Genomic DNA, 13,860 nt, shown 5'->3' with positions numbered 1-13,860 from the left:
GCTGCGTCGTTAGGGGCTCTGCCCCTCGGCCTCGATCCGTCCCCCGGACGGCTCGCCGCTGCGCGGACCGGCCTTCACCCCCGGGATATTTTTGGACAGAAGAATATGAAGGCCGGACGCCTTCGGGGAGAGGATCATGCTGAGAGACATCTTCATCACGCCCTTCGCGGACATGATCGAGGCACCGGATTTCTTCCTTCAGGTGCTATGGGAGGGGCTGGTCTCGGGCGTGCTTTACGCGCTGATCGCGCTGGGCTTCGTGCTGATCTTCCGGTCGAGCCGGATCTTCAACTTCGCGCAGGGCATCATGGTGGTCTTTGCCGCCCTGACGCTGGTGGGGCTGCATGCCTATGGCATCCCGGCCTGGATCGCCGTGGCGCTGACGCTGGGGGTGATGTTCGTGCTTGCGGTCAGCATCGAGCGGATCGTGCTCAGGCCGCTGGTCGGGCAGCCGGACATCATTCTCTTCATGGCGACCATCGGCATCACCCTGTTCCTGATCGGCGGCGGCGAGATCATCTTCGGCGGCGAGAACAAGGTGATGATCACCGGGGAACTGGGCATTCCCACCGGCGACACGGTGCTGGAGCCGCAGGGCGGGCTGCTGATCCTGCAGCACCTCGATATCACCGTGGTCGTGGTGGCGGTTCTGCTGGTGGCGGCGCTGCTGGCCTTCCTGAACTACACCCAGATGGGGCGCGCAATCCGGGCCCTGGGCGACGACCATCAGGCGGCGCTGTCGGTGGGCATCTCGTTGCAGACGGTCTGGGTGCTGGTCTGGTTCATCGCGGGCATCATCGCGCTGGTCACTGGCATCGCCTGGGGCGCGCGGGCCGGGGTGTCCTTCGCGCTGGAGGTGATCGCCTTCAAGGCGCTGCCGGTGCTGATGCTGGGCGGGCTCGAGTCGATCACCGGTGCGATCATCGGCGGGCTGATGATCGGCGTGCTGGAAAAGCTGTTCGAGATCTACTGGGGGCAGCCGCTGCTGGGCGGCAATACCGAGACATGGTTTGCCTTCGTGCTGGCGCTGATCGTGCTGCTGTTCCGCCCGCAGGGGCTGTTCGGCGAGCGGATCATCGAGCGTGTCTAGGATGGCTGTCCGACCGATCTTCGGACTGGAGGCGGTGAAGCCCGCCCGAGGGAGTGACAAGACGTGGCAAAGCTGATCGCAATCCTCAACGTGGTGGCCTGGGCAGGGTTCTGGGCCTTTGGATACCTCGCCTTGACGACGCCGCCGGAAGAGGGCTCGCGGATGGTTGCCGCGCTGCTTCTGGCCTCGGTGGGCGCGGCCGCGGGACTGTGGGCCTATTTCTGGATTGTGCGGCATTCGGAGCGGTCGGGCTATGCCCGGCCCTCGGGCAGCCGGGCGCGGTTCGAGGTCGATGCCGGGCTGGAGCAGGCGCAATGACCAGGGCGATGCGCGAGAGCCGGGCGCGACCGAGGCGGCAGACCGACCCGGGCGTGGCGGATATCGCGCGGGGCGCCAACGGGCTGGGCGAGGATGGCGCTAGCGCGGTGCATCCCGTGGCGGGGCTGGTCTCGGCCAGTGTCAACGGCGCCATGGCGGTCGGGCTGACCGGGGCGGCGCTGACGCTGGGCATGATGGCGCGGGTCATGAGCCTTGGCGCCATGGTGCGGCGCGGCCCCCGGGACGGGGGTGTGGAATGACGGCGGCGCCCGCTGCCTTGCGGGTCCGGGCCTGACCGCCGCGAAACCGGCGCGCCGCGCGCATCTGGGCGGGCAGCGGGCCGCAAACCGGGCCGGAGGATGACGGCGGGGCCGGGCAGAGGCCCGGCCTGCGGAAGAACAGGCTGGCCGGGAGGGCCGGCAAAGGGAGGAAGACGCGATGCTCTATCGCACGGCGGGACAGTTCAAGACGACGTATCAGGCGGACCAGGCGCTGTTCCCGGTGCGGCAGGATGCCTTTCTGCTGGGGGTGATCCTGCTCTTTGCCTGGGTGATCTTTCCGCTGACGGCCAGCGAGTTCGCCTTTCAGACGCTGCTGATCCCGATCCTGATCTACTCGCTGGCCGCGCTGGGGCTGAACGTGCTGACGGGCTATGCCGGGCAGCTGTCGCTGGGCACGGCGGCCTTCATGGGGGTCGGCGCCTATGCCTGCTACAAGCTGATCACCATCATGCCGTGGATGAACCCGATCGTGGCGATCCTGCTGTCGGGTGTCTTCTCGGCGGGGATCGGGGTGGCCTTCGGCATCCCCAGCCTGCGCATCAAGGGGTTCTATCTGGCCATCGCCACGCTGGCGGCGCAGTTCTTCCTTGTCTGGCTGTTCGAGAAATGGGCCTGGCTTTACAACTACAACGCCTCGGGGGCGATCCAGGTGCCGAACCTCGATATCTTCGGGCTCTATGTCTCGGGGCCGCAGGCCAGTTCCATCGTGCAGTATTACGTGGTGCTCTTCATCGTCTGCCTGCTGACCATGCTCTGCATCAACCTGACGCGGGGCACGCTGGGCCGGACGTGGAAGGCGACGCGGGACATGGACATCGCCGCCGAGCTGATCGGCATCAACCTGATGAAGTCCAAGCTGACCGCCTTTGCCGTGTCCTCCTACATCGTCGGAGTTGCCGGGGCGCTCTTCGTCTTCATGTGGCGCGGCGCGGCAGAGCCGAACCTCTTCGACATCCCGCTGTCCTTCCGCATCCTCTTCATCGCGATCATCGGGGGGCTTGGGTCGATCATGGGCAACTACCTTGGCGCCATCCTGATCGTCGGCCTGCCGGTGGTGCTGAACCCGGTGCCGAACGCGCTGGGGATCCCCATCGACAGCGCCACGGTGGAGCATCTGAACATCATGATCGTGGGAAGCCTGATCGTCTTCTTCCTGATCGTGGAACCGCACGGGCTGGCACAGCTGTGGCGGCTGATCCGGGAGAAGCTGATCATCTGGCCCTTCCCGCATTGATGGCGGGCCTGTCCGGCCGGGACCGGGACCGCCAGGGGACCGCCCGGGGCCGGAGGCGCCGCAGGCCATGGCGGGTTGCAAACCCACCCGACGGTGCGCCGCAGCCGGCGCGCCCAAGACCAAAGACGATACGCAAGCATTCTCAGGGAGGAGAAAGACTATGACACGTTTCACGAAACTGGCCGTCGCCGCCGTGGTGGCGGGACTGACGGCGGGGTCCGCCCTTGCGGAAGAGCTTTACCTGCCGAACCTCGCCTACCGGACCGGCCCCTTTGCCGCCACCGGCATTCCGCTGATGAACGGGCAGGCGGACTACATGGCGATGCTGAACGCCCGCGACGGCGGCATCGGCGGCGTCATGGTCAATGCCGAGGAATGCGAGACCGGCTATTCCACCGAGAAGGGCGTGGAATGCTACGAGAAGACCAAGGGGCAGGCCATCGTGACCCAGCCCTGGTCCACCGGCATCACGCTGCAGGTGCTGCCGAAGTCCAATGTCGACGAGATCCCGATCCTTGCCTCGGGCTACGGCTTCAGCCCGATGATGCAGGGCGAGACCTTCCAGTGGGCCTTCAACACGCCGGGCGGCTACTGGGATGCCGCCGACATGATCATCCAGTACCTCGAGGGGCAGGGCTCGCTGGAGGGCAAGAAGATCGTGCACCTGCATCTCGACCACCCCTTCGGGAAAGAGCCGCTGCCGGTGCTGGAGCAGCTGGCCGAGGAGAAGGGCTTCGAGCTGGTGCCGATCCCGGTCGGCCTGAAGGAGATGCAGAACCAGTCGGCGCAGTGGTTGCAGATCCGCCGCGAGCGGCCCGACTACGTGGTCATGTGGGGCTGGGGCGCGATGAACGCCGGAGCCGTGACCGAGGCGGTGAAGACCAAGTTCCCCATGGAGAACTTCATCGGCGTCTGGTGGGCCGGGCATGACGCCGACCTGCGGCTCGTCGGAGAAGAGGGCAAGGGCTACAAGTCGATCTCGTGGTCGATCCCGAACCTGGATGCACCGGTCTATGCGGATGTGCAGAAGCATGTCATCGACGCGGGCCTGTCGAAGACCGACGCGGAAGAGATGAAGGGCGTGTTCTACGGACGCGGCATGCTGATCTCGGCGATCCTCGCCGAGGGTGTGATCTCGGCGCAGAAGCACTTCGAGACCGATGTGATCGATGCCAAGCAGCTGCGCTGGGGCACTGGAGAACATCGACATGACCGAGGCCCGGATCGAGGAGCTGGGGCTGACCGGCATGATCGCGCCCTTCAAGACCTCCTGCAACAACCACACCGGGCATTCGGGTGGCTGGATCATGGAGTGGGACGGCGAGAAGTTCGTGCAGGCCTCTGACCACCTGACGCCGGATATCGAGAGCTACCGCGCCCTGGCGGTGGAGAAGGCCGCCGAATACGCCGAGGCCAACGCGCCCTGGCCGGTGAACGACGACTGCGCGGCAGCGAACTGACACGGGCGGCCCGGCGGCGGGAGACCTCGCCGCCGGGTGCCAAAGGGCCTTGGGAAGGCCCTTCGGCCCCGTCGCGCCCTGCTTCGGCGCTGCGTTTTGCGGCGCTCGGGCGCAGGGGTATTTGGACCAAGAAGAAGCACGAAGGTCGCGTTCCCGCGGCGAGGAGGGGTGCCATGCCGGACAGCACGAAGTCAGACGAGGTCCTGCTGGACGTCAACAATATCGAGGTGATCTACAATCACGTCATCCTCGTGCTGAAGGGTGTGTCGCTGTCGGTGAAGACCGGCGGGATCACCGCGCTGCTGGGCGGCAACGGGGCGGGCAAGACGACCACGCTGAAGGCGATTTCGAACCTGCTGCATTCCGAGCGGGGCGAGGTGACCAAGGGCTCCATCCTCTACAAGGGCGAGCGGGTGCAGGATCTGGACCCGGCGGCGCTGGTCAAGCGCGGGGTGATCCAGGTGATGGAGGGGCGGCATTGCTTCGGCCATCTGACGGTGGAGGAGAACCTTCTGACCGGCGCCTATACGCGGCGCGACGGCAGGGGCGCGGTCGAGGCCGACCTGCAGATGGTCTACGATTACTTTCCCCGGCTGAAGGAGCGGCGGAAGTCCCAGGCCGGCTATACCTCGGGCGGGGAACAGCAGATGTGCGCCATCGGGCGGGCCCTGATGTCGCGGCCCCAGATGGTGCTGCTGGACGAGCCGTCCATGGGGTTGGCGCCGCAGCTGGTGGAGCAGATCTTCGAGATCGTGAAATCGGTGAACGAGAACGAGGGCGTGTCCTTCCTGCTGGCCGAACAGAACACCAATGTGGCGCTGAAATACGCGCATTCGGGCTATATCCTGGAGAACGGGCGCGTGGTGATGGAGGGGCCTGCCAAGGAGCTGCGCGAGAACCCGGATGTGAAGGAATTCTACCTCGGCATGTCGGACGAGGGGCGCAAGTCCTTCCGCGACGTGCGATCCTATCGCCGCCGCAAGCGTTGGCTTGCCTGAAGCGAAAGGAGCAGGTGGCATGGCATTGACGCGGGCGGCGCGGGGCGTCGAGGGATTGATCGAACGGGCGTTCCGGCGCGAGGGGCGGCCCATGCTGAAGGCCTATCGCGGCTATGCCGAGCCGGGCGGGCTGGTCCTGCAGGGCCGTGTGGTCAGCGCCGTCCGGCGGGCGGCGCCCGAGGCGGACCAGACGCGCTGGACGAATTTCAGGCAGATGCTGTCGCTGTTCCTGACCTCGGAGGTGCGCGACGTGCGCGTGCGCGCCGAGGGGGTCGAGGCGCTCTCCGATGCCGAGGGCTACGTGCGCCTGCACGTGCCGCGCGCGCCCGACCACGCGGGCTGGGTGCATGTGGCGGCGGAGCTGGCGGAGGGCGGCGACGACCCGGTGCCGATGCCGGTTCTGGTGCCGCAGGCCGAGGCGCGCTTCGGCGTGATTTCCGACATCGACGACACGGTCCTGCGCACCGGGGCACATTCGCTGCTGCGCAATCTGTGGACCACCTTCACCGGCAATGCCCTGACGCGAGAGGTCTTTGACGATGCCATCGCTCTGATGCGCCGGTTGCACGAGGGTGGGCGCAATCCGGTCTACTACGTCAGTTCGTCGCCCTGGAACCTGTTTGCCTTCCTCGAGAAGATCTTCGACCGCGCCGGGCTGGTGCCGGGGCCGATGTTCCTGCGCGATCTGGGGGTGTCGGACCGGGGGCTGATCGGGGCCGGGCATGGCGATCACAAGGGCGCCTCGATCGACGCGATCCTCGGCGCCACGCCGGGGCTGCGGTTCTGGCTGATCGGCGACACCGGGCAGAAGGATGCCCTTGTCTACCGCGACGCGGTGGCGCGGCACCCGGGGCGGATCGGCGGGGTGATCCTGCGGCAGGCGTCGGGGCGGGTCTCTGCCCGGACCCGCGCCGCGATGGACGAGATCGGCGCGGGCGGAGTGCCCGTGGCCGTTGTGGCTTCATTCGACGACCTCGGCGCGGCGGTGCTGCCGGGGGATCAGGAAGGGGAAGGCGATATGAGCAGCTATTTCGACGCTCTGGAGACGCGCAGCCGGGACCAGCGCGCGGCGGCGCAGCTGGAGGCGCTGAATGCGCAGCTGGCGCGGAACGGTCAGCAGGCGGTCGCGGATCTTGCAGAGCTGGCGGCCCTGCCGGTGCTGCGCAAGTCGGATCTTGTGGCGCGGCAGGCCGGGCAGCCGCCCTTCGGGGGGCTGCCGGTGTCGAACCTCGCCCATGTCTTCCAGTCGCCGGGGCCGATCTACGAACCGGGCGGCACCAGCCACGACTGGTGGCGCATGGGCCGCTTCCTGCACGCCTGCGGGATCGGCGCGGGGGACATCGTGCAGAACTGTTTCGGCTACCACCTGACGCCCGCCGGGATGATCTTCGAGAACGGCGCGCGGGCGGTCGGCGCCGCCGTGCTGCCCGCCGGCACCGGCCAGACCGAGTTGCAGGCCCGCGCCGCGCGCGACGTCGGCGTGACGGCCTATGCGGGCACGCCGGATTACCTGAAGGTGATCCTGGAAAAGGCCGACGCACTGGGCTACGCGCTGGGGATCACCCGGGCGGCGGTGGGGGGCGGTGCGCTGTTCCCCTCGCTTCGGCAGTGGTACGCGGATCGCGGCATCGCCTGCCTGCAGTGCTACGCGACCGCCGATCTTGGCAATGTCGCCTATGAGAGCGCGGCGATGGAGGGGATGATCCTCGACGAGGGGGTGATCGTCGAGATCGTGACCCCCGGCACCGGCGACCCGGTGCCCGAGGGCGAGGTGGGCGAGGTCGTGGTGACCACGCTGAACCCCGACTACCCGCTGATCCGCTTCGCCACCGGCGACCTGAGCGCCGTGATGCCCGGCGAGTCGCCCTGCGGACGGACCAACACCCGCATCAAGGGCTGGATGGGTCGCGCCGACCAGACCACCAAGATCAAGGGCATGTTCGTGCGGCCCGAGCAGGTGGCGGAGCTGGTCGCGCGCCATGCCGAGGTGGCGCGGGCGCGGGTCGTGGCCTCTCGGGATGGCGAGACGGACGTGATGACGGTGCGAATCGAGACCGAGGCGGCCGATGCGGCGGCCTATGAAAAGAGCATCGCCGAGATCCTGAAGCTGCGGGGCGCGGTAGAGCTTGTGCCGCTCGGCGGATTGCCGCGCGACGGTCTGGTGATCGAGGACGCGCGCAGCTACGACTGAGGGGCCTGTCAAGCCTCTGCCCGCGCTGTGAAATTTCCCGTTGACGCGGTGGGTGGTCGCGGAATGGCGGGGCAGGGGGCGGCCCCTGGGCTCGCTTGCGGCGCTTGTCCTGCGGGACATGCCGGGTAGGCTATCGGAAACGCCCCGATTCATGAGGTATTTGTCATGCGTATTCCGACACTTGCGGCCATGGCCCTGATTGCGGCCTCGCCCGCGCTCGCCGAGGGCGACGCGCTGGTGATCGGCAACAGCCGTTACAGCGCCATGCAGACCCTGTTCGGCGCGGCGCGGGTGGCGGCCTCGGCGCAGGCCATGCGCGACAAGGGCTTCGACGTGGCCGAGGTGCAGGACGCCGACGCCCCGGCCATGCGCGAGGCCTTCGGGGCCTTCGCCGAGATGCTGGCAGAGGACGCGGGCGGGCCGGTGGTGATCGTGCTGGCCGGTGCCTTCCTGCATGGGACCGGCGGCGCCTACCTGCTGCCGGTCGAGGACGACGGCGCGATCGATGAGGCCCGCGTGCTGACAGAGGCCTTCCCGCTGGACGCGGCGCTGAGCGTTCTGGAGCAGTACCCCGGGCGCGCTTTCCTGATCCTTGGCGAATCGGCGGCAGAGCCCGAGGTCGGCCCCTGGCTGCGTCTGGGTGCCGGGGATCTGGACATTCCGCAGGGCGTCACCGTCCTGCGCGGTCCGGCGGCGGATGTGGCGCGCTACGCGGCGCGCGACCTTGCGCGGGCCGGGCGTCTTCTGTCGCGCGCCGCGGCGGACTATGCGCTGACGCTGGAAGGCTATGCGCCACAGGATCTTGTGATCGTGCAGCCCGAAGAGGCAGGCGCCCCGCAGGGCGCGACCGAACCGCCGCTGCCCGACCCCGAGGCGCCGGAAGCCGAAGCGCCCGAACCCGCTCCGGAACCGGAGGCCCCCGCCGTCGACCCCGAGGACGAGCTTGCCCGGAACCTTGCCCAGGGCGCCGATACGGCAGAGGGCTACGACGCCTATCTTTCGCGCTTCCCCGAGGGCGCCTTTGCCGGTGCCGCGCGGCAGCGGCTGAAGGCCATCGAAGACGAACCCTTCTACCAGCAGCGCCGGGCGGAAGAGCAGCTGGAACTGGACCGCGAGGCGCGGCGCGCGGTGCAGCGCGACCTGACCATGCTGGGCTTCGACACGCGCGGCATCGACGGCATCTTCGGCTCTGGCACGCGCGGTGCCATCAAGGCGTGGCAAAAGGATGAGGGGGTCGAGACCTCGGGCTACCTGACCGCCGGGCAGATCGCCACCATCGACACCCGGGCCGCGGCCCGCGCCGCCGAACTGGAACGCGAGGCGGAACAGCGGCAGGCCGAACTGGAGCGGCAGGACCGGCTGTTCTGGGGCGACATGCAGGGCCGGGGTGACGAGGCCTCTATCCGCGCCTATCTCGAACGCTTCCCGGACGGCGCCTTTGTCGAGGACGCCCGCGCGCTCTTGCGGGAGATCGAGCGGCAGCGCGAAGAGCGCGCCGCCGCCTCTGACCGCCGGGCACGGGAGCGCGCCGAGGCGGGCGGCACGGTCGAGGCCTACCGCGATTACCTGGAAACCTTCCCGGGCGGTGCCTTCGCCGCCGAGGCGGAAAGCCGTGTCCGGCGGCTGGAGCAGGAAAGCGGGCGCGTGCAGGACGTGGCCGTGGCGCGTCAGGAAGAGGCAGAGCTGAACCTCAACGCCGTGGCGAAGCGGCTGGCCGAGGCCCGGCTGTCGCAGCTTGGCCTGCCGGTGGGCGAGGTCGACGGTCGCTTCGACGAAGACACCCGCCGCGCCCTGCGCCGCTATCAGGAAACGCGGGGCCTGCGGGTGTCAGGGTATTTTGACGAACAGACCGTGGTCCGGCTGCTGGCGGATGGGGTTCTGGGCAACGACTGAGGGCAAAGGCGTCGGGTCGCGATTCGCCTGCGGCCCGCCCGGGACCGGGTGCGGCGGGTCACTGGCCCACCCCGCCGCTTGCCGCCCGGGGCCCCGGGGCCATCGGGCGCCGGGGCGATCGGGCCGGAGCGTTCGGGTATGGCATACAGGCAAAACAAAACCCGCTTGCCGGAGGCAGGCGGGTTCTGGAGATGTTCGCTCTGGGCGGTCGTTCAGCCCTGACGGGCCTTGAACTTACGCTGCGTCTTGTTGATCACGTAGACGCGGCCCTTGCGGCGCACAACGCGGCAGTCGCGATGGCGGTTCTTGAGCGAGCGGAGCGAGTTGGCGACTTTCATGTCGTCTCTCCCGATATCGCGGCGCGCGAGCGCCTGGTTAAGGCCCGTGCCCCGCCCCGTGCGCCTGACAGGCGCGCCCCGGGCGGGGCGGTGAATTCCATGGTGGGCGATACTGGGATCGAACCAGTGACCCCTTCGATGTCAACGAAGTGCTCTACCGCTGAGCTAATCGCCCTATGGCCGGTGTGGTCTGCGCGCCCCTGAAAGACAGAGGCGCGGAGTTTTCCGCGCCGGTGCAGCGCTCTATAAATAGGTTCCGGGGTGGGATCAAGGGCTTTTGGCAAACAAAGAAATCAGTCTATGATCGCCCATCACAAGGAGCCGGGATGCCACAGACCGCTTACCATCTGCATCTGCCCGAAGCCCACACGTCGCGCGTGGTTTTCGCCTCTCCGCACTCGGGCCGCGACTATCCCTGGACCTTCCTGCGCACTACCGTTCTGGACGAACACAGCATCCGCACCTCTGAAGATGCCTATGTGGACAGGCTGTTCGACTGTGCCCCGCACTTCGGGGCGCCCTTGCTGCGGGCCGGCGCGCCGCGTGCCTACGTCGACCTGAACCGCGCCGCGGACGAGCTGGACCCGGCGCTGATCGACGGGCTGAAGCGTGGCGGTCACAACCCCCGGGTCGCCAGCGGGCTGGGCGTGGTGCCGCGCGTCGTGGCGAACGGGCGGGCGATTTATCGCGGCAAGCTGTCCCGGGTCGAGGCGGACAAGCGAGATCGCCCGGATTTGGGCGCCTTACCACGAGCGGCTGCACTTGCTGCTGCGACAGGCGCACGAGCGATTCGGCGAGGCGGTGCTGATCGACTGTCACTCGATGCCGCATGAGGCGCTGGACGGCGCCACCCGGGGCGGCGGTGCCCGGCCCGAGATCGTGATCGGCGACCGCTTCGGGGCCTCGGCCTCGCCCGGGATCGTCGCACGGGTCGAGGCGGCCTTTGTCGAGGCGGGTTTCGTGGTGGCGCGCAACGTGCCCTTCGCGGGCGCCTATACGACCCAGCACTACGGGCGCCCCTCGCGCGGGCAGCATGCGGTGCAGGTGGAAATCGACCGTTCGCTTTACATGGACGAACAGCGCATCCGGTAGAACAAGGATTTCCACACCATCCGGCGCGTGTTGCGCGGTGTCGTCTCGGACATCGCGGCGCTTGGCGCCGGAGAGCAGCGGATGGCGGCAGAGTAACCGCCTCCACGACGGCGGTACGGACCGCCGGGGCCTTGGCCTTTCCCGGGTACAGGCAGACAGGCGGTTGTCGGTTTGGGCTGCTGTGGGCCGTGACAGGGCGTAGTGCGATCAGCCCCGGCGCGCGCCCGGTGGCAAAGCGAGGCGCCAGCACCGTCCCGGGGCCAAAGCAGACCAGCGGGCCCGGAAATTCCGCTTGCTGTCTTACGGCGCGCTGGGGAACAGCCGGTCCAGAGCGGCATCGAGCGGCGCGGCGTCGTGCAGGCTCAGCCGGACCGGCAGGGCCAGCACCTTGCCCCGGAACTCTGGCGGCAGGCGGACCGCGTCCTTCTCGGTGGTGACAAGCTGCGCGCCCATGCGGGCGGCGTCGTGCTCCAGCCGGGCCAGAAGCGCGGGCGCCAGCCGCTGGTGGTCGTCCAGCGAAACCGTCTGGCGCAGCTCGGCGCCCAGCCCGCGCAGGGTGGCGAAGAACTTCTCGGGGTGGCCGATCCCGGCGAAGGCCAGCGTCGGCAGGCCCTCCCAGTCCATGCCGGTCTGAAGCGGCTCAAGGCGGCCTGTCAGATGCGGCACCGGGATGCGCGCCCCCCATGTGGCGGCAAAGCGGTCCTGTGCGGCGGGAGCGCCGATGGACAGCAGCAGGTCGGCGCGCCTCAGGCCCCGGTCCACCGGCTCGCGCAGCGGCCCGGCGGGCAGGCAGCGCCCGTTGCCGAACCCCGCCGCCGCATCGACCGTGACCACCGTCAGGTCGCGGGGCAGGGCGGGGTTCTGCAGGCCGTCGTCCAGCAGGATGCAGTCGGCGCCCGCCGCCTCGGCCTCTGCCGCGCCTTTCGCGCGGTCCTTGGCCACCCATGTCGGCGTGAAGGCGGCCAGCAGCAGCGGCTCGTCCCCGGTCTCGTCGGCGCTGTGATCGGCCACGCGGACCGGGCCTTCCAGCCGACCGCCGTAGCCGCGCGAGACGACGTGCGCCGTCACCCCGCGCGCCGCCAGCCGCTGCGCGAGGGCGATCACCGTGGGCGTCTTGCCGGTGCCGCCCGCATTGACGTTGCCGACGCAGATCACCGGCACGCCGGGGCGGTGGCTGGGCAGCCGCGCCACCCGCCGCGCAGTGGCGGCGGCGGTCAGGGCCCCTAGCGGGGCCAGCAGGCGGGCCTGCCGGGCGGGGTGCTCGGGGTCGGTGTTCCAGAAGGCGGGCGGGCGCATGTCAGGCAGACCTCCGGGCGTCCAGCGCCTCTCCGACCAGGGCCAGCACCTCGTCCACCAGCGCCGCCCGAGACGAGATCACGTCCCAGCCCGCGTGGGCCATGCTGGCCGCCTGATCCGGTGCCACGAGATGCGAGACCGCCGTACCCAGAGAGTCGGCGTCGCGCACGATGCGCGCCGCGCCCGCCTCGACCAGCAGCGAATAGGCATCGAGATATTTGCCCACGTTGGGGCCGTAGAGAATCGCGGCGCCCAGCGAGGCGGCCTCGAAGGGTCCTGACCACCGGCCCTCGGCACCAGAGAGCCGCCAAGGAAGGCCAGAGGCGCCAACCGGTACCAGAGCCCAAGCTCGTCCGGCGAGGCGGCCAGAAGGATCTGCGTGTACTCGTCGGGCATGTCGCCGTTTTCCCAGTCGCAGACCCGCATCTGCGAGGCCCGCACGGCGCGGGAAATCAGCGCCTCGTCCCGCGGGCTGGCGGGTACGGCGATCAGCAGCAGCCGGTGCGCAAGGCGCACGGCGTGGCGGTGGGCAGCGAGAACGTCGCCGATCTCTTCGGCGCGCAGATGCGCGGCCAGCCAGACCGGGCGCCCGGTCAGGGTTGCGGCCAGTTCCGCGTGCAGGCGGTCCGGGCAGTCCAGCGGCGGCGGGGTGTCCAGCAGCGGCGCGGCGTCGTGCAGGATGGGGCCGGTGACCCCCATGCGGCGCAGCCGCCGCGAGGCCGCGTTGCCCTGCGTGAAGACATGCGAAAACAGCGACAGCGCGCCGCTTGCCGGATCGGGCAGCCAGCGCGGGGCCGCGGTGGGCCAGGCCGCGTCGGCAGCGTCCAGCCCGATGATCGTGCAGCCCTGCGTCGCGGTGGCGTGCAGCAGGGCGGGCCGCAGCGACTGGCTGGCCCAGAGCAGCACGTCGGGCTTCAGCTGCGACACGAAGGCCTCGCAATCGGTCAGCTGTTCGCGGGGCAGCGCGACCTGTGTCGCCTCGGGCTGCGGGGGGATCTCGCCGCTCTGGACGACGGTGACCTCGGGCCGCTGCAGGCGCAGGCGGGCGCAGAGGCTGGCAAGGGCGCGGCCCCGGCGGGCGCTGTCCGCATGGGCCCAGACCAGCGGGCCGGGCGGGCGGCGCAGCGGTTCGGGAGAGGCGGCGCTTGCGGCGCCGCCCCGGGCATAGGTCAGGTAGGCCGTCAGGCTGAGCGCGCGGCGCGAGGGAGAGGCGGCAGGGGGCTTCAACGCGGGTCCTTGTCTGCCCGAAGGGTTCGGTCGGGCACAATGCCATGCCCGCGCGCCGGTGAAAAGGCCCGCCCCGGGGCGGGCGCGGCGCCTGTGCGGGGCTAGGGTCCGGCCTGCTGGACCGGCGGGCAGGCTGGGCCCAAGCCCCGTGCAGGGCGGCCTGTCAGCCCAGCTCCTCGGTCGAGGAGGTCTCTTGCTCTTCTTCCCGCAGGCGGTGCAGGTGGGCGATGAAATAACGCATGTGGGCATTGTCCACGGTGCGCTGCGCCTCTGCCTTCCAGGCGTTGTAGGCGCTGTCGTAATCCGGGAAGATGCCGACGATATGGATGTCGTCCACGTCGCGAAAGACCGATTTGGTCGGGTCGACGAGTTCGCCGCCAAAGACGAGGTGAAGACGTTGCATGGCAGACCGGCCCCCTTGCGCGTTGCTGCTGAGGGCGAC

Annotated in this window: 13 protein-coding genes, 1 tRNA gene and 2 pseudogenes; 11 read left to right on the top strand and 5 right to left on the bottom strand. The window is 69.3% G+C overall.

The annotated features are described in order from the left end of the window. Positions 1 to 136 precede the first annotated feature (136 nt). From ABFB10_RS06045 to ABFB10_RS06000, 10 genes and pseudogenes are all read left to right on the top strand, one after another. Entirely contained in the window at positions 137 to 1,090 is a 954-nt protein-coding gene (locus ABFB10_RS06045) for a branched-chain amino acid ABC transporter permease (RefSeq protein WP_347165815.1), read from the top strand. A 63-nt stretch (positions 1,091 to 1,153) separates the two neighbouring features. Then, a complete protein-coding gene (locus ABFB10_RS06040; protein WP_347165814.1) occupies positions 1,154 to 1,408 on the top strand; it encodes a hypothetical protein in 255 nt (84 codons plus the stop codon). After that, entirely contained in the window at positions 1,405 to 1,668 is a 264-nt protein-coding gene (locus ABFB10_RS06035; RefSeq protein WP_347165813.1) for a hypothetical protein, read from the top strand. The genes ABFB10_RS06040 and ABFB10_RS06035 overlap by 4 nt, the downstream gene beginning before the upstream one ends. 178 nt (positions 1,669 to 1,846) lie before the next feature. Continuing rightward, on the top strand, positions 1,847 to 2,923 hold the full coding sequence (locus tag ABFB10_RS06030) for a branched-chain amino acid ABC transporter permease (protein ID WP_347165812.1): 1,077 nt from the start codon (positions 1,847 to 1,849) through the stop codon (positions 2,921 to 2,923). Positions 2,924 to 3,083: 160 nt separating this feature from the next. Then, positions 3,084 to 4,268, top strand: a complete 1,185-nt coding sequence (locus ABFB10_RS06025) for an ABC transporter substrate-binding protein (RefSeq protein WP_347165811.1) — start codon at positions 3,084 to 3,086, stop codon at positions 4,266 to 4,268. Continuing rightward, positions 4,231 to 4,383, top strand: coding sequence for a hypothetical protein (locus tag ABFB10_RS06020; RefSeq protein ID WP_347165810.1), 153 nt, complete (start codon positions 4,231 to 4,233; stop codon positions 4,381 to 4,383). Before ABFB10_RS06025 ends, ABFB10_RS06020 begins: the two co-directional genes overlap by 38 nt. A 173-nt stretch (positions 4,384 to 4,556) precedes the next feature. Beyond that, complete coding sequence (locus tag ABFB10_RS06015) at positions 4,557 to 5,381, top strand: ABC transporter ATP-binding protein (RefSeq protein ID WP_347165809.1); 825 nt, start codon at positions 4,557 to 4,559, stop codon at positions 5,379 to 5,381. Between the two features lie 19 nt (positions 5,382 to 5,400). After that, a pseudogene (locus ABFB10_RS06010) lies at positions 5,401 to 6,249 on the top strand (phosphatase domain-containing protein); the annotation flags it as partial. A 150-nt stretch (positions 6,250 to 6,399) separates the two neighbouring features. Next, the gene (locus ABFB10_RS06005; RefSeq protein WP_347167944.1) at positions 6,400 to 7,572 is read left to right on the top strand and encodes a phenylacetate--CoA ligase family protein; all 1,173 of its coding nucleotides are present in this window, start codon (positions 6,400 to 6,402) and stop codon (positions 7,570 to 7,572) included. 165 nt (positions 7,573 to 7,737) lie between these two features. Beyond that, positions 7,738 to 9,465 (top strand): peptidoglycan-binding protein, encoded by a 1,728-nt coding sequence (locus tag ABFB10_RS06000; RefSeq protein WP_347165808.1) that lies wholly within the window; start codon positions 7,738 to 7,740, stop codon positions 9,463 to 9,465. A 212-nt stretch (positions 9,466 to 9,677) separates the two neighbouring features. On the opposite strand, the gene ykgO is transcribed toward ABFB10_RS06000, so the two are convergent. After that, positions 9,678 to 9,803 (bottom strand): type B 50S ribosomal protein L36, encoded by a 126-nt coding sequence (ykgO, locus tag ABFB10_RS05995; RefSeq protein ID WP_005859170.1) that lies wholly within the window; start codon positions 9,801 to 9,803, stop codon positions 9,678 to 9,680. Between the two features lie 100 nt (positions 9,804 to 9,903). After that, a tRNA-Val gene (locus tag ABFB10_RS05990) sits at positions 9,904 to 9,978 on the bottom strand. A gap of 151 nt (positions 9,979 to 10,129) precedes the next feature. Between ABFB10_RS05990 and ABFB10_RS05985 the strand changes: the two are divergent. Beyond that, positions 10,130 to 10,991, top strand: a pseudogene (locus tag ABFB10_RS05985) (N-formylglutamate amidohydrolase). 204 nt (positions 10,992 to 11,195) lie between these two features. Here ABFB10_RS05985 and lpxK read toward each other — a convergent pair. The 3 genes from lpxK to ABFB10_RS05970 all read right to left on the bottom strand — a co-directional run bounded on the left by lpxK (position 11,196) and on the right by ABFB10_RS05970 (position 13,821). After that, positions 11,196 to 12,191, bottom strand: a complete 996-nt coding sequence (gene lpxK / locus ABFB10_RS05980; protein ID WP_347165807.1) for a tetraacyldisaccharide 4'-kinase — start codon at positions 12,189 to 12,191, stop codon at positions 11,196 to 11,198. Positions 12,192 to 12,269: 78 nt separating this feature from the next. Beyond that, a complete protein-coding gene (locus ABFB10_RS05975; RefSeq protein ID WP_347165806.1) occupies positions 12,270 to 13,418 on the bottom strand; it encodes a glycosyltransferase N-terminal domain-containing protein in 1,149 nt (382 codons plus the stop codon). A 163-nt stretch (positions 13,419 to 13,581) separates the two neighbouring features. After that, the gene (locus ABFB10_RS05970; RefSeq protein ID WP_206564106.1) at positions 13,582 to 13,821 is read right to left on the bottom strand and encodes a DUF4170 domain-containing protein; all 240 of its coding nucleotides are present in this window, start codon (positions 13,819 to 13,821) and stop codon (positions 13,582 to 13,584) included. Positions 13,822 to 13,860 lie beyond the last annotated feature (39 nt).

The organism is Ponticoccus litoralis (assembly GCF_039769985.1).
Taxonomy (GTDB): domain Bacteria; phylum Pseudomonadota; class Alphaproteobacteria; order Rhodobacterales; family Rhodobacteraceae; genus Ponticoccus; species Ponticoccus litoralis.
Note: the sequence above shows the minus strand (reverse complement) of the source record. Positions and strands in the feature narration are given on the sequence as shown.